General features: G+C 63.9%; 12 protein-coding genes. 10 read left to right on the plus strand and 2 right to left on the minus strand.

Going from position 1 to position 19,201, the window contains the following annotated elements; all coding sequences use genetic code 11:
• Nucleotides 1–89 precede the first annotated feature (89 nt).
• Nucleotides 90–590 (minus strand): MarR family winged helix-turn-helix transcriptional regulator, encoded by a 501-nt coding sequence (locus tag J5837_RS11680; RefSeq protein WP_244755869.1) that lies wholly within the window; start codon nt 588–590, stop codon nt 90–92.
• A gap of 52 nt (nt 591–642) precedes the next feature.
• On the opposite strand from J5837_RS11680, the gene J5837_RS11685 reads away from it, so the two are divergent.
• The 6 genes from J5837_RS11685 (at nt 643) to J5837_RS11710 (ending at nt 12,461) form a co-directional block, all read left to right on the plus strand.
• Nucleotides 643–2,040 carry a serine hydrolase domain-containing protein gene (locus tag J5837_RS11685; protein ID WP_210536902.1) on the plus strand — a complete coding sequence of 466 codons (1,398 nt, stop codon included), beginning with the start codon at nt 643–645 and terminating at the stop codon, nt 2,038–2,040.
• Nucleotides 2,041–2,419: 379 nt separating this feature from the next.
• Nucleotides 2,420–4,726 (plus strand): beta-glucosidase BglX, encoded by a 2,307-nt coding sequence (gene bglX / locus J5837_RS11690; protein ID WP_342345535.1) that lies wholly within the window; start codon nt 2,420–2,422, stop codon nt 4,724–4,726.
• A 196-nt stretch (nt 4,727–4,922) separates the two neighbouring features.
• Nucleotides 4,923–5,936, plus strand: coding sequence for a LacI family DNA-binding transcriptional regulator (locus tag J5837_RS11695; RefSeq protein ID WP_210536903.1), 1,014 nt, complete (start codon nt 4,923–4,925; stop codon nt 5,934–5,936).
• A 111-nt stretch (nt 5,937–6,047) separates the two neighbouring features.
• Nucleotides 6,048–9,089, plus strand: coding sequence for a TonB-dependent receptor (locus J5837_RS11700; RefSeq protein WP_210536904.1), 3,042 nt, complete (start codon nt 6,048–6,050; stop codon nt 9,087–9,089).
• A gap of 120 nt (nt 9,090–9,209) precedes the next feature.
• Entirely contained in the window at nt 9,210–10,745 is a 1,536-nt protein-coding gene (locus J5837_RS11705) for a tryptophan halogenase family protein (protein WP_210536905.1), read from the plus strand.
• Nucleotides 10,746–10,868: 123 nt separating this feature from the next.
• On the plus strand, nt 10,869–12,461 hold the full coding sequence (locus J5837_RS11710) for a glucoamylase family protein (protein ID WP_425504839.1): 1,593 nt from the start codon (nt 10,869–10,871) through the stop codon (nt 12,459–12,461).
• Between the two features lie 83 nt (nt 12,462–12,544).
• Here the strand turns inward: J5837_RS11710 and J5837_RS11715 are convergent, their stop codons facing one another.
• Entirely contained in the window at nt 12,545–12,724 is a 180-nt protein-coding gene (locus tag J5837_RS11715) for a hypothetical protein (protein WP_210537029.1), read from the minus strand.
• On the opposite strand from J5837_RS11715, the gene J5837_RS11720 reads away from it, so the two are divergent.
• The 4 genes from J5837_RS11720 to J5837_RS11735 all read left to right on the plus strand — a co-directional run bounded on the left by J5837_RS11720 (nt 12,660) and on the right by J5837_RS11735 (nt 19,108).
• Nucleotides 12,660–13,946 carry a sugar ABC transporter substrate-binding protein gene (locus tag J5837_RS11720; protein WP_210536907.1) on the plus strand — a complete coding sequence of 429 codons (1,287 nt, stop codon included), beginning with the start codon at nt 12,660–12,662 and terminating at the stop codon, nt 13,944–13,946. The two genes, J5837_RS11715 and J5837_RS11720, sit on opposite strands and share 65 nt — an antisense overlap.
• Before the next feature lie 208 nt (nt 13,947–14,154).
• Entirely contained in the window at nt 14,155–15,036 is an 882-nt protein-coding gene (locus J5837_RS11725) for a carbohydrate ABC transporter permease (protein ID WP_210536908.1), read from the plus strand.
• Nucleotides 15,033–15,869: a carbohydrate ABC transporter permease gene (locus tag J5837_RS11730; protein ID WP_210536909.1), complete on the plus strand. Its 837-nt coding sequence runs from the start codon at nt 15,033–15,035 to the stop codon at nt 15,867–15,869. Before J5837_RS11725 ends, J5837_RS11730 begins: the two co-directional genes overlap by 4 nt.
• Nucleotides 15,866–19,108, plus strand: a complete 3,243-nt coding sequence (locus J5837_RS11735; RefSeq protein ID WP_210536910.1) for a discoidin domain-containing protein — start codon at nt 15,866–15,868, stop codon at nt 19,106–19,108. The genes J5837_RS11730 and J5837_RS11735 overlap by 4 nt, the downstream gene beginning before the upstream one ends.
• Nucleotides 19,109–19,201 lie beyond the last annotated feature (93 nt).

Here is a 19,201-nt window from a genome sequence, read left to right on the forward strand (position 1 = left end):
CGGATGAAGGCCGCCAGGCCGAAATCCGGGAGCGCGTAGAGCCCCGGATTCCGCTGCGCTGCATCCGGGCGACGCTTGATGTCAGGGTTTCATTTGTCGTGACTGCGCGGCGAAGACAGCTTCCCCACGATCCGATCGAACATCGACTGCCGAGCCAGCGCTTCGTCCAGCCGGTCGAGGGCGGCGACGACGTCGCCGGCCTCGGCATCGACCTCCATCGCCGCATCGTCCATCGCCTGCCATAACGATTTCAGGCGACGAATTAGCTTCGATCCCGCGTCGGTCAGCACCAGGTGGCGCTGCCGCGCATCCGAAGGATGGTCTTCGGTATCGACGATGCCGGCGTCTTCGAGCGATTGCCGCGTCTGGCTAACCGAAGCGCGCGTGATGCGCAGCGCCGCCGCGAGCTCGCTGACCGTCATCGGTCCGTTGCGCGCGAGCTGATTGAGCACACCGAACCAGCGCTGCTCGAAGCGGACGCCCATTTGCGCGTACGCGCGCGTGGCGTCGCGATCGACCGCTTCCGACAGTCGACGCAAGCGCGCGCCGAGCGCGGCCTTGTTCATTTTCTTGGAGCGCGAAGACGTCATTGACATAATGGTAGGCGCCTAACTAATATCTGGCAAGCCAATGGAGAATCCGATGCGAATCACTCGACGCAATTTTGTCGGCGGGACGCTAGTGCTGGCCAGTCTCCCTTTCTGGGCGCGCGCCGTCGATAGCGCGCCGGCGACCGCCAAACAATGGCTCGATCTATGGCTCGAGGCGTTCAACAGCCCCCGCGCTTCGGCCTACGCCGAATTCGTGCGCGCGTATCTCCCGGCGCTCCTCCGGTACGTCGACGACGATCTTGCCGTACGCGAAGCGAGCGGTGGCTTCGTGCTTTTGAGAAGCGAGGAGACCGGGCCGCACGAGATCACGGCCTGGGTCCGCGATCGCAACTGGGATCGGTTCTCGAAAGTCCTGCTGACGACCAGAGACGGGCATATCGACGATCTGTCGTTTTCCGGCGCGCCGACACCGGCCGATTTCAAGGTACGGCGGCTCGGCGAGCGGGACGCGCTCGGCGAGCTTCGCAGCAAGCTTCGCGCCGAAGCGGCGGGCGGCCGCTTTTCCGGTGCCGTGCTCGTCGCGAAGAACGGAACCGTTCTCTTTCGCGAAGCCTATGGTGCGCGCACCGCGACGTCAGCGCTCGCGACGAAACCGGATACCCGCTTTTGCCTCGGCTCGATGGGCAAGATGTTCACGGCCGTCGCAGTGCTTCAGCTGATCCAGAAAGGCGAGTTGCATCTGACGGATACGATCAAGGCGTTGCTGCCGAAATATCCCGATACGCCGCTCGCCCGGCAAGTGACCGTGGAGCATCTCCTGACGCACAGCGGCGGCACCGGCGATTTCTTCGGACCCGAGTACGACGCGCATCAGGCCGAGCTGCGCACGCCGTCCGACTTCATTCGTCGGTTCGGAAACCGCGAGCCCGCGTTCGCGCCGGGATCGCGATGGGGCTACAGCAATTTCGGTTTCATCGTGCTCGGCGCAATCGTCGAGCAGGTTTCCGGAACGACGTGGGACGATTATCAGAAGACGCACGTCTTCCGTATCGCGGGCATGACGTCGACGTCGCCGCTCGCGTCCGACGGCGAAACCGCCGAGCCTTGCACGGGCGCAGCCGGCACCGGCCTCAAGGCGCTGCCATATTACGTCGGCCTCCCGGCGGGCGGCGGTTACTCGACACTGGACGATCTCCACCGTTTCGGCACGGCGCTGCGCGAGATGAGATTGCTCGACGCGGCGCATCTTGATCTTTTGACGCGCGCGCGCATTGCAGCGGGCAATGCGCAGTGGTCGCTCGGCCTTCGCGTTGCGATGCGCAACGGCGCATCGTGGTACGGCCATGGCGGAAGCGCGCCGGGGGTCAATGCCGACTACGCGATCTTTCGATCAGGCTACGAGACGATCGTGCTGTCCAATCGCGGCCATCCGCATGCAGTCAACGTCGCGGACTTCATCGGCGCGCGGTTGCCGCTTCCTGGGTCGTAGGGCGGAACCCGCGAAGCGGATCCCGCCGGATTGATCCAATCCGGCGGGGACCAGCCGGGGTTTCGTTCCAGCTCCAATTTCTGCCCCGGCGGCGGCACGCCGACCGGCCCGGTAACCAACGGCGCGGGCTAGCAGGAATAGCGGTGCAGCTACGACGGCGAGAACCGGGTGCGGGTGGTGCACGAAAGCGGACCGATGGCCAGATCCAGGTGGCCAACAACGGCGTCAGCTCCGATATTTGTCCGGCATTTCCACTGTCATAACGGAGATTGGCGGGCAAATACGACTTGGCCCGCCAGCGAGCCGTATCGTCCGCCCTTCCCACGGCGCCATGAAAACGTTTACATTCCCGCCCTGAAGCCAAAACTGCGGAGGGGCAGTGAACAACCAGAACCATCCCGCGCACGCGCGGCGCCTGCGTGCGCTTGCCGTCGCGCTTTCCGCCAGCCTGCTGACTGCCACGGCCGGGCTGGCCGTCGCCGACACGCCCAAGGCCGCATCCAAGGCCGGGGCCCGCGACGAAGCCGCCTTCATCGAAGCCCTGCTGGGCAAGATGACCCTCGAAGAAAAGCTCGGCCAGCTCAACCAGCCCCCCGGTCCCGACAACCGCACCGGCCCGCAGGCCGAAGCCGGCGGCCTCGACCAGGTGCGCCGCAGCGAAGTCGGCTCGTTCCTCGGCCTGCACGGCGCCGCGCGTACTTGCCAATACCAGAAGGTCGCGGTCGAGGAATCGCGGCTCGGCATCCCGCTGCTGTTCGCCGGCGATGTGATCCACGGCTTCCGCACCATCTTCCCGCAATCGATTGGTGAGGCGGCCACCTTCAACCCGGCGGCCGTGGAGAAGTCCGCGCGCATCGCAGCGATCGAAGCCACTGCGCACGGTTTCCATTGGACCTTCGCGCCGATGGTCGACATCGCCCGCGATCCGCGCTGGGGCCGCATGTCGGAAGGCTCCGGCGAAGATGTTTATCTCGGCAACGTGCTGGCGCGCGCACGGGTGCGGGGCTTCCAGGGCGACCTGAAGCGCGACGACGAAATGCTGGCCACAGCCAAACACTTCGTCGCCTACGGCGCCGCCGAGGCCGGCCGCGACTACAACGTCGCCGACATGTCCGAACGCACCTTGCGCGAAGTGTATCTGCCGCCGTTCCAGGCCGCGGTCGATGCCGGCGTGCAGACGGTGATGGCCTCGTTCAACGAAGTCGGCGGCGTGCCGATGCATGCCAACGGGCCGTTGATCAACGGCGTGTTGCGCAAGGAATGGGGCTTCGACGGCCTGGTGGTCAGCGATTACACCGGCGTATGGGAACTGGAAAAGCACGGCATCGCCGCGGACGACACCGCCGCCGGCATCCTCGCGCTGGACGCGGGCGTCGACATCGACATGGTCAGCGACATCTATCGCAAGTCGCTGCCGGCGGCGGTGCGTGCCGGCAAACTGTCGCAGAAGACCGTGGACGAAGCCGTGCGCCGGGTGCTGCGGTTGAAGTACAAGCTGGGCCTGTTCGACGATCCGTATCGCTTCTGCAACGTCGAACGCGAGCAGGCGCGCACGCTGACCCCCGAATTCCGCCAGGCCGCGCGCGAGGTCGCGCGCGAGTCGCTGGTGCTGCTGAAGAACGAAGGCAATGCGCTGCCGCTGGCCAAGGGCAAGCTGCGCAAGCTGGCGGTGATCGGCCCGCTGGCCGATTCGCATCCCGACATGCTCGGCAACTGGGCCGGCGATGGCCGCCCGGAAGACACGGTGACGCCGCTGCAGGGCCTGCGCACGGCGCTGGGCTCGGCCACGCAGGTGAGTTATGCGAAGGGCGCCAGCATCGACGGCAAGGACACGTCCGGCTTCGCGGATGCCGTGGCCGCAGCGCGCAACGCCGATGCGGTCGTGATGTTCATCGGCGAATCCGCGGCGATGAGCGGCGAGGCCAGCAGTCGTACCGACATCGGTTTGCCCGGCGTGCAGCAGCAATTGGTCGAAGCGGTTAAAGCCGCCGGCAAGCCGGTCGTCGCGGTGGTGTTCAGCGGTCGCGCGCTGACCATCGAACCGCTGTCGAAGACCGTGCCGGCGATAGTCGCTGCGTGGTTCCCCGGCGTGGAAGCGGGCAACGCCATCGCCGATGTGTTGCTGGGCGACTACAACCCGGCTGGCCGCCTGCCGGTGACCTTCCCGCGCAGCGTCGGGCAGATACCGCTCTACTACGATCACAAGAACACCGGTCGCCCGATCCGGATCAATCCGGATGGCAAGGAAGAGAAGTACACCTCGCGCTACCTCGATTCGCCGAACACGCCGCTGTATCCGTTCGGCTGGGGCCTCAGCTACACCACGTTCCGCTACGACGCGCCGAAGCCGAAGCTGGCGAAGATCGGCGCCGGCGACACCCAGCAGGTGGCCGTCACCGTGACCAACACGGGTACGCGCGCCGGCGACGAAGTGGTGCAGTTGTACGTGCGCGACGACGTGTCCAGCGTGACCCGCCCGCTGCGCCAACTGCGCGGCTTCCAGCGCGTGCACCTGAAGCCAGGCGAATCGAAGACGCTGGATTTCACGCTCAAGCCGGATGACCTGGCGTTCCTCGGACTGGACATGCGCAAGCGTGTCGAGCCGGGCACGTTCATTGTGTTCGCCGGCGGCAGTTCCGATGCGAGCCAGCAGGCGCAGTTCGAGGTAGTGGCCCAGGGGCGCTGATCCTCGGCCTTGGGCCGAGGTGTGCGCCGCGAATCGCAAGATGCTGCGGCGCAACAGTTTTTCATCTTGATTTCATCGCCTAAGTAACTGAAATAACTTATGTTGCTGGTGCACATAACGAGGGCTTTACATCTGGATTTGTAAACGATTACAGTCCAGTCGGCGAATACGTATGCATCCCGCGGAGGGGCGGTCGATGACACGAAGCAGGACCATCACCATCAAGGATGTCGCACGCGAGGCCGACGTATCGGTGGCCACCGTGTCGCGCGCGCTGAACGGCCACGACAACGTGGCCGAGCCGGTGCGCAAGCTGGTGCTGGAAACCGCTTCGCGCCTGCGCTACCAGCCTCACGCCGCCGCGCGCAGCCTCAGCAGCCGGCGCACCCAGACCGTCGGCGTAGTCCTGCCGGACCTGTACGGCGAATTCTTCTCCGAACTGATCCGCGGCATCGACCAGGTGGCGCGTGCGCACCGGCAGCACCTGCTGGTGTCCAGTTACCACGGCCATCCGGAAGAGCAGGGCGCCGCGTTGCGCGCGATGCGCGGTCGCGTCGACGGCTTGCTGGTGTTGTCGCCGTACGCCGATCGCCCCGGGTTCCTGACCGACAACCTGCCCGATTCATTGCCTGCCGTGCTGATCAACACGCAGTTGCCGGAGTCCGGCTACCCCACGCTGAGCATCGACAACTATCGCGGCGCCACCGCGATGGTCGAGCACCTGGTCGAATCCGGGCACAAGCGCATCGCCTTCATCGGCGGTCCTGCCGACAACTTCGATGCGCGCGAGCGCGCCCGCGGTTACCGCGACGCGCTGGCGCGCCTGCTGCCGAAGCAGTCCCCGTGGGAACTGCCCGGCGATTTCGACGAGGCTTCGGGTTACGAAGCGGGACGCAAGGTGCTCGAAGCGGAAGTCCGGCCCGATGCCGTGTTCGCCGCCAACGACATGATGGCGCTCGGTTGCCTGTACGCCTTCAACCAGGCCGGCGTACGCGTACCGGAAGACATCGCGCTGGCCGGTTTCGACGACATCCCGCTGGCGCGTTTCGTACACCCGCCGTTGACGACCATGCGGGTCAACATCGCCGAACTCGGCGGCATGGCGATGGGTCGCCTGCTGCAGGCCATCGAATCCGGCCCCGATGCCGCCGCTCCGCAGTTGCTCACCCCTGAATTGATTGCACGCGATTCCAGCCTGGGAATTTCCTGACCCCGCAGGATGCGCCGATTGAAGCCTTTCCACGCGTTCCGATGTAAACGATTTCAAACCAAAAACCAGAACGTTTTACCCATTGATCGAAACCCTCGGGAGGGGGAGACCATGAAGCACAAGACATCGCACCGCCGCCCCACGCGCAAGCTGCTCACCTGCGCGCTGGCCAGTTGCCTGATGCTGAGCGCGCCGGCGTTCGCGCAGTCGTCGAACGCGACGCTGCGTGGCGTAGTCTCCGGAGCGGGTGCCGGAACCGAGGTGACGGCGACCAACGTGCAGACTGGCTCTACGCGCACCACCCAAACCGCCGCCAACGGTAGTTATTCGCTGGTCGGCTTGCCGCCCGGCACCTACACCGTCCGGTCCGGCGGCAGCGAACAGACCGTTACCTTGTCGGTAGCCTCGACGTCCACCTTGAATCTGAGTGCCGGTGGGGCCGCGCCGACGCCAAGAGGCGAGGCGACCAATCTCGACACAGTGGTCGTTACCGCGCCGGTACTGAAGGACGTGAAGACCTCCGAAGTCGGCACCACGGTGTCCCTGCGCCAGATCGAGCAGCTTCCGCAGGCGACGCGCAACTTCCTCGAATTCGCCGATACCGTGCCCGGCATGGCCTTCGAGATGGATGCGCAGGGCCACACCAGCCTGCGCGGCGGCGCCACCAACAGCTCGTCCGGCAACCTTTACATCGATGGCGTCGGGCAGAAGAGCTACGTCAAGAGCGGCGGCATCGCCGGCCAGAGCGACACTCAAGGCAACCCCTTTTCGCAGCTGGCGATCGGCGAATACAAGGTCATTACTTCCAACTACAAGGCCGAGTACGGCCAGATCAGCGGTGCCGCCGTCACCGCCGTGACCCGTTCGGGCACGAACAACTTCGAAGGCGAAGCCTTCTATCGTTTCACCAATCAGAGCATGCGCGAGAAGACCGCCAGCGAGTCGGCGCCGGGGCGCGACAAGTCCGACTCGCAGACCAAGGAATATGGCGCGGCGTTTGGCGGTCCGATCATCAAGGACAAGATGCACTTCTTCGTGGCCTACGAGGCCAAGGAAAATGTCGTGCCACGCACGGTGACGCCGGGTTCCGCGGCCGCCAACTGGGTGCAATACCTTCCGAGCAATGTGCAATCGGTATTCGGTCCCGTCAGTCAGCCGTTCGATGAAGATCTGTACTTCGCCAAGATCGACTGGGATATCGGTGAGAACGATCGAGTCGAACTGAGTGCCCAGGTGCGCGACGAGACCCAGGTTGATGACATCGGAAATCAGAGAGCGGCCGACCATGGGCGCGACTTCATCAACAAGGACACCCGCTCGACCTTGCGTTGGATGCACTACGCCAACGCATGGACCAACGAGCTGATCGCCACGACGGAGAATTCAAAATACAACCCGAACCCGATGAGCATTGGCAACGGTATCAAATACATCGTTGTCGACCAGGTCAGGCCGGACAGTGAAGAAACCATTGTGGAAACCGGTCCTTCCAGCGGTTTCGATGCGCAGGACAAGAAACAGAAGGGCTGGTCGATCTCCGATAATCTGACTTTCAACAGCTTCCGCTGGCATGGCGACCACACGATCAAGGTGGGCGCAAGTTACAAGGCGATCAAGCTGTCGTCGGTGGACGCTCTGGCCGTCAATCCGCAATTCAGCTACAACGTCACGCCGGATGGCGTCGCCGATGTGCCCTTCAAGGTCAACTTCACTTCTCCGTTCAACGTGCCGGGGCAAACCGCCAGCGTGGTGTCGCATGCGAAGCAGTACGGATTCTTCATCCAGGACGATTGGGCGGTCAACGACAAGTTGATACTCAATATCGGCGTTCGGTGGGATTACGAAAAGAACCCCGCCTATACCAATTTCGTCACGTCCCAGGACTTCGTCGCTGCGCTGTACGGCGATGATCCGGATATCGCCGGCGTGCAGCCTTGGGCAAACAGGTTGGCCGCCAGCGGCATCGATCCGGCCGACTACATCAGCACCGGTCACAACCGCAAGGACTTCAAGGACGCCTGGGCGCCACGGCTCGGCTTCTCGTACGACCTGAACGCGGACGAGCAGCACGTGATCCATGGTGGCGCGGGGCGCTCGTACGATCGCAACCTGTTCGAGCAGATGTCGCTTGAGGTAAGCAAGGCTGCGTTGTCGCCGGTCGAGGTGGATTTCATCAATCCTGATACCGGGCAGTGCTATCGCCCCAACAATGGACGCCCCTGCGTCGCTTGGGATCCGATCTACTTGAACGGACCGGACGCTTTGGCCGGGATTCCCGTTACCACGGGCAGCAAGGAGCTCTTCATGCTCCGCAACGACTTCAAGACGCCGTATAGCGACCAATTCAGCGTTGGTATGTCGAATCAATTGGGTGATTGGCTTACCGACGTCACCGTGCAACACGTCATGAGTCACGACGGCTTGGTGTACACCCTGATTAATCGGTTTCCGGACGGTTCTTTCTTCCAGAACGGTGGACAACCCTGGGGCGAGCCGGTCCCCGGTTATGCAAATACCATTCTGGGTAGCAATGGCATCGAAACCCGCAATACGTCGCTGCTCGTTTCAGCTGAGAAGCCCTATACCAAAGCCTCCGGCTGGGGTTTGAGCATCGCCTATACCCAGACCCATGCGCGCCACAACCGCAGTCTCAACGAGATCTACGCTTTCGACAAGGCCACCATCGAGCAATATCCCTTCATCAAGTCCGATGCCGCCCCTCGGCATCGTCTGGTTGCCGCGGGCTCGATCGATGGTTTCTGGGGCATTACCTTTGGCGCCAAGATCGTGCTGGAGACTCCGGAGGCGAGAAACAATATCTCCTGCTGGGGCCAGCAGAATCCCGATGGTTCCACCTGCACGCCGGTTGGCTTCTGGGTGCCCGGAACGGGCAAGTTCCTCATCGGTGGCGACATCTGGGGCTATCGGACGGTCGACTTCCAGGCGACGAAGGAGTTCAAGTTCGGCGATCGCTTCGCGCTGACCGCTCGCCTCAACCTGCTAAATGCCTTCGATTTCAAGAACTACAGTTCCTTCAATTACGACAGTTTCGGCTCGAACGGGGTTTACGATCCGCAAATCTCAGTCAACAAATACGGTGATATCCGATATGTGCCGCGGACCCTGACCTTCGAGCTTGGCTTGAAGTTCTAACCCGCCCGAGGCTCGGCCCTGTCCCTAGCGCCAGCCGTAAACGAACGGGGCCCTCAGGCCCCGTTCGTATTTGTCGGAGAATCCTGGATCCGTTGAGCGTTTTACTCGGGCATCGAAGTCATGAATCCATCGCCAATTAAAGACATCGTCATCGTCGGTGGTGGCACCGCCGGGTGGATGGCCGCGGCAGCGCTCGCGCGTACGCTGGGCAGTCGATACGCGATTCAGCTCATCGAGTCCGATGAAATCGGCATTGTCGGCGTTGGCGAGGCCACTGTTCCCCACATCAAGGCGTTCAACCAGCTGCTCCGGATAGACGAGGCGGACTTCGTACGCAGCACTCAGGGAACCTTCAAGCTCGGCATCGAGTTCGTGGACTGGGTGCGCAAGGGCGAGACCTATATCCATGGTTTCGGTACCGAGATCGGGCATCCGCTCGGGCTGCTGCCGTTCCACCAATACTGGATAAAGGCGATGCTTGCGGGGCACGCCCAGCCCTTGGGCGCCTATACACTGAATACCGTGGCTGCGAAACGCGGGAAGTTCATGGTTTCCGCGACCGACGTCCCGCCAACCTCGCCGCTCGCGAATATCGCCTATGCCTACCATTTCGATGCTTCGCTGTATGCGCGATACCTGCGGGCCTACTCCGAACGCCTGGGCGTCCGGCGAATCGAAGGGATTGTCGAGCAGGTAAACCTGCACCCGGAAAGCGGTTACGTCGAATCCGTTCGCCTTCGGCCGGGTGATGTCGTGTCGGGCGACCTGTTCATAGATTGCTCCGGGTTCAGAGGGCTGTTGATCGAGCAGACGCTGCATACGGGGTACGACGACTTCACCCATTGGCTGCCTTGCGATCGCGCGCTTGCGGTGCCTTGCGAGAAGGTCGCCGATCCGACCCCGTATACGCGGTCGACGGCACGCGAAGCTGGTTGGCAGTGGCGGATCCCGCTGCAGCATCGCACCGGCAACGGGTATGTCTATTCCAGCCGCCACATCAGCGACGACGAAGCGGCAGCCACTCTGCTAGCAAATCTGGACGGCAAGGCGCTCGCCGATCCACGGCCCTTGCGCTTCACCACGGGGCGGCGCAAGAAGTGCTGGAACAGGAACGTGGTGGCGTTGGGTTTGTCCAGCGGATTCATGGAGCCGCTGGAATCGACCAGCATCCACTTGATCCAGTCGGGAATCTCCAAGCTGCTCGAGCTGTTTCCGGATCGGGGTTTCAGCGATGTGCTGGCGCAACGCTACAACGACCAGCTCGCTTTCGAGTTCGATCGCATCCGCGACTTCCTGGTTCTGCACTACAACGCCGTGGAACGCGAAGACACCCCTTTCTGGAGGGAATGCAGGCGCATGTCCATACCCGATGAACTTAAAGCGAACATCGATCTGTTCCGCGATAGCGGGCGCTTCTTCCGCAACGGCAACGAGATGTTCGCGGAAATCAGCTGGATTCAGGTCATGGTAGGACAGGGAATCATGCCGCAGCGTTATCACCCCATGGTAGATCGCCTGGCCGAGGAAGAACTACAACGCTTCCTCGCCAGCGTAAACAATACGGTGGTCTCGTGCGTCGATGTCATGCCGACCCATCAGCAGTTCATCGATCGTCACTGCAAGGCTGCCGCTGCCGCGACAGCCATAGTCGAATGATCCGGAGTTCCGTCGCTGACCCGGTGTCAGCGACGGGAAACAAGAGTTCGCCGCCCGCAATATGTAAGCGATTACATGATATCCAGACCAATGACTCGAAGGCTCTGCAAAAATATCTGCGTTATGACGTTGGGTTTCACCATGGTGCTGTTGAGCGCCTGCAAGAAACCTGCTGAGCCACAAGCCGCGCCCGTGGCTCCGGCAGCCGGCAAGCCCCCGGTGACCGCAGCGAAGGCCGAGAAGCCCGCGCTTCCTCCGCTGTTCCGCGACATCGAACGGCGCACGTTCCAGTTCTTCTGGGACACGAGCAACGAGTTGAACGGGCTGACGCCGGACCGCTATCCGTCTCGGCCGTTCGCCAGCATCGCATCGGTCGGTTTCGCCCTGACGGCGTACCCGATCGGTATCGAGAACGGCTGGGTCAGCCGTACCCAGGCGGTGGAGCGCACGCTGTTGACGCTGCAGTTCTTCCGCGATCTGCCGCAGGGGCCGCAGCGCGAAGGCAACGCGGGTTACAAGGGTTTCTATTACCACTTCCTCGACATGCAGACCGGCTTGCGTTATGGCACCTGGGTCGAGCTGTCGTCGGTCGACACCTCGCTGCTGATGATGGGCGTGTTGTTCGCGCAGAGCTACTACGACCGCGACGATCCGCGCGAGAAGGAGATCCGGGAGATCGCCGAGCAGCTCTACCGTCGCGTCGACTGGAACTGGATGGCCAAGCGCAAGCCGCTGGTGTCGATGGGCTGGCATCCCGAACAGGGCTTCATCGAGGCGGACTGGAAGGGCTACAACGAGGCGATGTTCCTGTACGTACTCGGTCTGGGTTCGCCGACCCATCCGCTGAGCGACGACGCCTGGACGGTGTGGACGCGCACCTACGACGAAAGCTGGGGCGTGTACGAAGGGCAGGAATACCTAGCCACGGGACCGGCGTTCTGGAACCAGTACAGCGCCGCCTGGATCGACTTCCGCGGTATCCAGGACGAGTACATGCGCAACCGCGGCATCGATTATTTCGAGAACAACCGCCGCGCCGCCTACGCGCAGCGCGCCTACGCCATCGAGAACCCGATGAAGTGGAAGGACTACGGCGAGAACGTCTGGGGCCTGACCGCCAGCGACGGCCCGCAGAACACCACCCAGGAATACCGCGGCGAGCAGCGCAAGTTCCGCGGCTATTCCGAGCGCGGCGCCGGACTGCATTCCAACTTCGACGACGGCACCATCGCGCCGACTGCAGCCATCGCCTCGTTGCCGTTTGCGCCGGAGATCGTCATCCCCGCGACCGAGGAAATGCACGAGCGCTACGGCGAGTATCTGTACTCCAGCTATGGCTTCCTGGATGCCTTCAACCGCAGCTTCGAGTACGACATCCCGCTGAAGCGCGGCCGCATCGTGCCGGGCGAAGGCTGGGTGTCCACCGATTACATCGGCATCGACCAGGGCCCGATCCTGGCGATGATCGCCAACTACCGCAACGGCTTCGTCTGGAACGTGATGAAGAAGAACGCGCACATCCGCAAGGGCCTGTTGCGCGCAGGCTTCACCGGCGGCTGGCTGGCGGCGAAGGAACCGGAGGCCAGGCCAACGCCTGACGAGGCCGCCGATCCGAAGGAGGCCGAGGCCCGCGCCATCGGCACCGCCGAGTCGCGCGCAAACAGCGCGACCGTTCCGGAAGCCGTCGATCCGGCTCCGGACACGAAGCCGGAGTAAGCTGTCGGCGAGATGGACAGCCGACAAGCCCGCAGGTCGTTTACGTCGTCATCCCGGCGAAAGCCGGGACCCAGCTCTTGCCGTCATTCCAGCGCAAGCCGGAATCCATTTTGCTTTTGCTGTTGTTCTTCAACGAAGAGAGCAACGGCAAAGTGGATCCCGGCTTTACCAGCCATTCGGCTGTCGAGAGCCACCAGGATGACGAGCAAAAACGGGTTTTTCATTGCACTCGCACTGTTGGCTTTTTTGCTGGCGGCTTGCACTCCAAAAAACGATCAGCGCGAAACCATCACCTTCTGGGCGATGGGCCGCGAAGCCGAGGTGATCTCCGGCTTCATGCCCGAATTCGAACGCGAGCACCCCGGCATCCGCGTCGATCTTCAGACCGTTCCTTGGACAGCAGCGCACGAGAAGTTGCTGACTGCGTTCGCCGCCGATGCCTTGCCGGACATCTGCCAGCTGGGCAATACCTGGTTGCCGGAGTTCGCCACGCTCGGCACCTTGCAGCCGTTGCAGCCATTCATCGATCGCTCGCGCGTGGTCGAACAGGCCGATTATTTTCCGGGAATCTGGGACACCAATGTCGTCGATGGCCAGGTGCTCGGGGTGCCGTGGTACGTCGATACGCGGCTGCTGTTCTACCGCAAGGACCTGTTGCACGAAGCCGGCGTGGACCGGCCACCGCGTACCTGGGACGAATGGAACGCAGCGATGGCCGCGATCAAGCGCCACGTCGGTCCGCAGCGCTATGCGATCCTGCTGCCGGTCAACGAATTCGAACAGCAATTGTCGCTGGGCTTGCAGACCGGCGACCCGCTGCTGCGCGACGGCGGGCGCTACGGCAATTTCCGCAGCCCCGGTTTCCGCAAGGCGCTGGCGTTCTATGCCAACGCCTTCGCACGCGGCTGGGCGCCGCCGATGTCGGAGACGCAGATTTCCAATGTCTGGGACGAATTCTTCAACGGCAATTATGCGTTCTACCTGTCGGGCCCCTGGAACATCCGGGAATTCAGGCGCCGCGAACCCGCGGCCTTGAAAGGGCAGTGGGGCACGATGCCGTTGCCGGGACCGGACGGACCGGGCGCGGGCATCGCCGGCGGCACCAGCCTGGTGATCTTCAAGTCATCGAAACGCCAGCAGGCGGCGTGGCAACTGGTCGAATTCCTTTCGCGGCCCGACGTGCAGCAACGTTTCCACGCGGCCATCGGCGACCTGCCGCCGCGACGCAGCGCCTGGGAATCGCCGCAGCTGAAGAACGACGAACTGGCGCGCGCATTCCGCGACCAGCTGGAACGCGTCAAACCAACGCCGAAGGTGCTGGAGTGGGAACGCGTGGTCCAGGAAATGCGCCTGGCCACCGAACGCGTGGTCCGCGGCGGGCAGAGCCAGGACCAGGCGGTGACCGAACTCGACGCGCGCATCGACGGCATCCTGGCCAAGCGGCGCTGGGTACTGGACCAGCAGGCGCAGGGAGGCCCGCAATGAACAAACATCTGGATGCATTGGGCGCGAACGCTTTTCGCCCCCTCCCTTGCGAAGCAGGGGAGGGATGGGGAGGGGTTGCGAGCGCAGCGAGCACGCTTCTGGCATCCCTTGCCGGAACGGAAAAATCAAAAGCACCCCTCCTCAATCCTTCCCTTTGCCTTCGGCAGAAGGGAGGAGGCCATTTGTCACGCTCGAGGAGGAGTCGGCGATGACGCGTGTGCCGCTGGCCGGCTGGATGTTTGCGGGTCCCGCGCTGGCGGTGATCGGCGTGTTCTTCGTGTTGCCGGTGCTGGCGGCGCTGGCGTTGAGCCTGACCGACTTCGACCTGTACGCGCTGGCCGATCCGCACAACCTCCGCTTCGTCGCCTTCGACAACTACGTCGACCTGCTGCGCACGCCGATGTTCTGGAAGTCGTTGTGGAACACGACGTACTTCGTGCTGGTCGGCGTGCCCTTGTCGATCGTCGCGTCGCTGGGCGCGGCCTTGCTGCTGAACGCGCCGGTGGCGCGGTTCAAGGCGTTGTTCCGCACGGCGCTGTTCGCGCCGGTAGTGACCACGCTGGTCGCGGTGGCGGTGATCTGGCGTTACCTGTTCCACAGCAGCTATGGCCTGGTGAACTGGGCGCTGGGCCATCTCGGCGTCGCGCCGGTCGACTGGCTTGGCGATCCGCGCTGGGCGATGCCGACGATCATGCTGTTCGCGGTGTGGAAGAACTTCGGCTACAACATGGTGATCTTCCTGGCCGGTTTGCAGGCTATCCCGCAGGACCTGTACGAAGCCGCGCGCATCGACGGCGCATCGAAGTGGCGGCAGTTCCTGCATATCACCCTGCCGATGCTGGGGCCGGTGCTGCTGGTGGTCGGGGTGATCACCGTGTCTGGCTATTTCCAGTTGTTCGCCGAACCCTACGTGATGACCCGCGGCGACCCGCTGCAGAGCACGGTCAGCGTGCTGTACTTCATGTTCGAGGAAGGCTTCAAGTGGTGGAACCTGGGCCGCGCCTCTGCGGTTGCGTTCCTGCTGTTCCTGATCATCCTGGCCGCGACCACGCTGATGTTGCGCCTCGGGCGCCGGAAGGAACTGGTATGAGCCGGGAGATCGGTCAATCGCGCTGGCATGCGTGGTGGGTCAACGGTGCGCTGGTCGCGCTGGCCGTCTTCGCGCTGCTGCCGTTGCTGTGGATGGTCTCGGTCTCGTTCATGCCGCGCGGCGAGGCCAGCCACTTCCCTCCGCCGTTCCTGCCGTCGATGGCGACGCTGGCGAACTACCGCGAGTTGTTCGCGACCACCGGCATGGGTCGGAACTTCGTCAACAGCTTGCTGTTCTCCGGCGCGATCACGCTGGGTTCGCTGCTGGTCAACGCGATGGCCGGTTACGCCTTCGCCAAGCTGCGTTTCCGCGGACGCGAACGGATATTCCAGGCCTTGCTGGCCGCGCTGGTGGTGCCGGCACAGGTGGCGATGCTGCCTCTGTTCCTGCTGATGAAGCAACTGGGCCTGGTCAATACCGGCTGGGGCGTGATCGTGCCGGCGCTGGCCACCGTGTTCGGCATCTTCCTGGTGCGGCAGTACGCGCGCAGCATTCCCGACGAGTTGCTGGAAGCCGCGCGCATCGACGGTGCCGGCGAGTTGCGCATCTTCTTCCGCATCGTGCTGCCGATGCTGAAGCCGGTGCTGGTGACGCTGGCCATCTTCACCTTCCTCGGGGCATGGAATGATTTCATGTGGCCCCTGATCGTGCTGACCGACCAGAAGCAGTACACCCTGCCGGTAGCGCTGGCCTCGCTGTCGCGCGAGCACATCATGGACGTCGAATTGATGATGGCCGGTGCGGTGGTGACCGTGCTGCCGGTGCTGCTGCTGTTCCTGCTGTTGCAGCGCTACTACATCCAGGGTTTGTTGCTGGGGAGCGTGAAGGGATGATCCTGGAATGCACGATCGGCGCTTTTCGTAGAGTCGAGCTTGCTCGACTGCTTTTTGCCGGAAGCAAAGGGAAACGCCAGAAGCAGTCGAGCAAGCTCGACGCTACGAGAGCTTTAGCCATTTCCGTTTCCCTGCTGCTGGCTACGTCGGCGGGCGCACAGGAAACCCGCGCGCTCGACGGATTCGAAGATCCCTCCGCATGGCGTGTCGTCACCTCCAACCAGGTCAGCGGTAGTCTGCGCCAGGTCGATGGCACGCGAGGCAAGGCGCTGTGCCTGGACTACGACTTCAACAGCGTATCCGGCTATGCCGGCATCCAGCGCGACCTGCCGCTCGAGTATCCGGCGAACTATCGTTTCGATTTCCAGCTGCGCGGGGAATCGCCGAAGAACGATCTGCAATTCAAGCTGGTCGATGCCAGCGGCGACAACGTGTGGTGGGTCAACAAGCCGAAGTACGATTTCCCGCGCGAATGGACCCCGGTGCGCTACAAGCGCCGGCACATCGACAAGGCGTGGGGCCCGGGCGCCGATCCGGTGCTGCGCAACAGCGCGAAGCTGGAATTCACCATCTACAACAACGCCGGCGGCAAGGGCTCGGTCTGCTTCGACGAGCTGGCTTTCACGCCGTTGCCGCAGGACAGCGATGCGCCACTGGCCGGCACCGCGACCGCGACGACCAGCGCTGCCGGCAGCCAGCCGTCGTTCGCGACCGACGGCAATCCTGCGACGGCATGGCGTGCCGGCTTCTCAGCCGAAACACCGCCGAGCCTGACCCTGGATTTGGGCCGCCTGCGCGAATTCGGCGCGCTGGCGTTGCAATGGGCGGAAGACGGCCCTGCCAGCGACTACCGCATCGAGTTGTCCCACGACGGCGCAAAATGGCGCTTCGCGCGCGAAGTCGTCGGCGGCAATGGCGGCAGCGATTTCATCGCCTTGCCCGAATCGGAGGCGCGCTACCTGCGGCTGACGCCGCTGCGCGGACCCGGCACGGGATTCGGCCTGGTCGAGACGACCGTGCAGCCGCTGGGGTTCGCGGCCACGCCCAATGCCTTCGTCGCCTCGGTCGCGGCCAACTCGCCGCGGGGCGACTTTCCGCGCGGGTTCAGCGGCGAGCAATCGTACTGGACCCTGATCGGCCTCGACGGCGGCCGGGACCAGGCGTTGATCGGCGAAGACGGCGCGGTCGAAGTGGGCAAGGGCGGTTTCAGCATCGAGCCGTTCGTCGTCGTCGATGGCGAACTGGTGAGCTGGGCCGATGTCGAGAGCAAACAGTCGCTGCAGGACGATTACCTGCCGTTGCCCAGCGTCGAATGGACGCATCCGGCGTTGCGGCTGGACACGACGGCGTTCGTCGACGGCACGCCGGACAATTCGCAACTGTTCGTGCGCTATCGGCTGAGCAATCCGGGCCAGCAGGCACGCGAATACCGCCTTGCGCTGGCGGTACGGCCGTTCCAGGTCAATCCGCCCAGCCAGTTCCTCAACACCGTCGGCGGAATCAGCCGGATCGAGACGCTGGCGTTCGCGGGCGGCGTGGCCAGGGTCGACGGCAAACCGCGCGTGTTCGCTGCGCAGAAGCCGGACGCGGCATTCGCCAGTACTTTCGATGGTGGTATGGCGGTGTCGAAGCTGCGCGACAAGGCGTTGCCGGCGAGGCGCCAGGCCATCGATCCGACCGGGCTGGCTTCGGGTGCGTTCGTCTATCGCGTTCGCTTGCAGTCGGGCGAGACCCGCGAGTTCGCGTTGCGCGTGCCGATGACCGGCAAGATCGCCTGCCAGGGCGACGCCTGCGATGCCGCCGCCGCGCAACGGCGCGTGGCGGCGATGTGGCGAAGCAAACTGGACAAGGTGACGCTGCGCGTGCCGGCCCAAGGCAAGGCGCTGGCCGACACCGTGCGTACCGCGACCGCGCACATGCTCATTTCGCGCATCGGTCCGCGCCTGCAGCCGGGGACGCGCTCGTACGGGCGCAGCTGGATCCGCGACGGCGCGATGATTTCCGAAGGCCTGCTGCGCATGGGGCGCGCGCCGGTGGTACGCGAGTACGTCGAGTTCTACGCGCCCTACCAGTTCAAGGACGGCAAGGTGCCGTGTTGCGTCGACGATCGCGGCAGCGACCCGGTGCCGGAGAACGACAGCCATGGCGAGCTGATCTACAACATCGCCGAGTACTACCGTTACACCGGCGACCGCGCGTTCCTGCGCCGGATGTGGCCGCATGTGCAGGGTGCGTTCGACTACATGGAGAAGCTGCGGCTGAGCGAGCGCACCGAGGAGAACCGGGCGAAGGATCCTGCGTTCTACGGAATGATGCCGGTGTCGATCAGCCACGAGGGCTATTCGGCCAAGCCGATGCATTCGTACTGGGACAATTTCTGGGCGCTGCGCGGTTACAAGGACGCGGCCGACATCGCGCAATGGCTGGGCGAAGTCGCGGAAGCGAAGCGGATGGCGGCTTCGCGCGACCAGTTCCATGCCGACCTGTACGCCTCGCTGCAGGCCGCGACGCAGAAGCATCGCATCGACTACCTGCCGGGTGCGGCGGAGCTGGGCGACTTCGATCCGACTTCGACGACCATCGCGCTGGCGCCGGGCGGCGAGCAGGACAGCCTGCCGCGCAGCGTGCTGGACAACACCTTCGGGCGCTACTGGAATGAATTCGTGCAGCGCCGCGACGGCAAGCGCGAGTGGAAGGACTACACGCCGTACGAATGGCGCAACGTTTCCGCCTTCGTGCGCCTGGGTTGGCGCGGACGCGCATGGGAAGCGGTGAAGTTCTTCTTCAAGGACCGCGCGCCGCAGCCCTGGAACCAGTGGGCCGAAGTGGTCTCGCGCACGCCGCGCAAGCCGTTCTTCGTCGGCGACCTGCCGCATGCATGGGTCGCATCGGATTTCGTGCGCTCGGCGCTGGACATGTTCGCGTATTCGCGCGAGTCGGACGATAGCATCGTGCTGGCTGCAGGCGTGCCGGCCGACTGGCTGCAGGGCGAAGGCGTGGCGATTTCCGGCCTGCGCACGCCGAACGGGCCGCTGGCGTACTCGCTGCACCGCGAAGGCGCGATGCTCAAGCTCGACGTGCCGCGCGGTTTGTCGTTGCCGGAAGGCGGGCTGGTGCTGCCGTGGCCTTATGCCGGCGAACCGGGCGCGGCGAGGGTCAACGGCAAGGCGGCCGACTGGCGCAACCGCGAGTTGCGGATCGATGCGTTGCCGGCGACGGTAGAAATCGCGGTTCCGTAGAAATCCAGTGCCGAGGAAGGTCGGGGTGGGAGTGGTGGCATAGCCACCGGTAAGTCGCGAATAGATTCCCGCGACGTGAGGGAAAGCTTCGCG

The organism is Pseudoxanthomonas helianthi (assembly GCF_017939625.1).
In the GTDB taxonomy this organism is placed as follows: Bacteria; Pseudomonadota; Gammaproteobacteria; order Xanthomonadales; family Xanthomonadaceae; genus Pseudoxanthomonas_A; species Pseudoxanthomonas_A helianthi.

Coding starts and splice junctions, on each gene's coding strand:
- J5837_RS11730 (WP_210536909.1), top strand. CDS start 15,033: ATGAGCCGGGAGATCGGTCAATCGCGCTGGCATGCGTGGTGGGTCAAC.
- J5837_RS11710 (WP_425504839.1), top strand. CDS start 10,869: ATGACGTTGGGTTTCACCATGGTGCTGTTGAGCGCCTGCAAGAAACCT.
- J5837_RS11700 (WP_210536904.1), top strand. CDS start 6,048: ATGAAGCACAAGACATCGCACCGCCGCCCCACGCGCAAGCTGCTCACC.
- J5837_RS11705 (WP_210536905.1), top strand. CDS start 9,210: ATGAATCCATCGCCAATTAAAGACATCGTCATCGTCGGTGGTGGCACC.
- J5837_RS11725 (WP_210536908.1), top strand. CDS start 14,155: ATGACGCGTGTGCCGCTGGCCGGCTGGATGTTTGCGGGTCCCGCGCTG.
- J5837_RS11695 (WP_210536903.1), top strand. CDS start 4,923: ATGACACGAAGCAGGACCATCACCATCAAGGATGTCGCACGCGAGGCC.
- J5837_RS11685 (WP_210536902.1), top strand. CDS start 643: ATGCGAATCACTCGACGCAATTTTGTCGGCGGGACGCTAGTGCTGGCC.
- J5837_RS11735 (WP_210536910.1), top strand. CDS start 15,866: ATGATCCTGGAATGCACGATCGGCGCTTTTCGTAGAGTCGAGCTTGCT.
- J5837_RS11720 (WP_210536907.1), top strand. CDS start 12,660: ATGACGAGCAAAAACGGGTTTTTCATTGCACTCGCACTGTTGGCTTTT.
- J5837_RS11680 (WP_244755869.1), bottom strand. CDS start 590: ATGACGTCTTCGCGCTCCAAGAAAATGAACAAGGCCGCGCTCGGCGCG.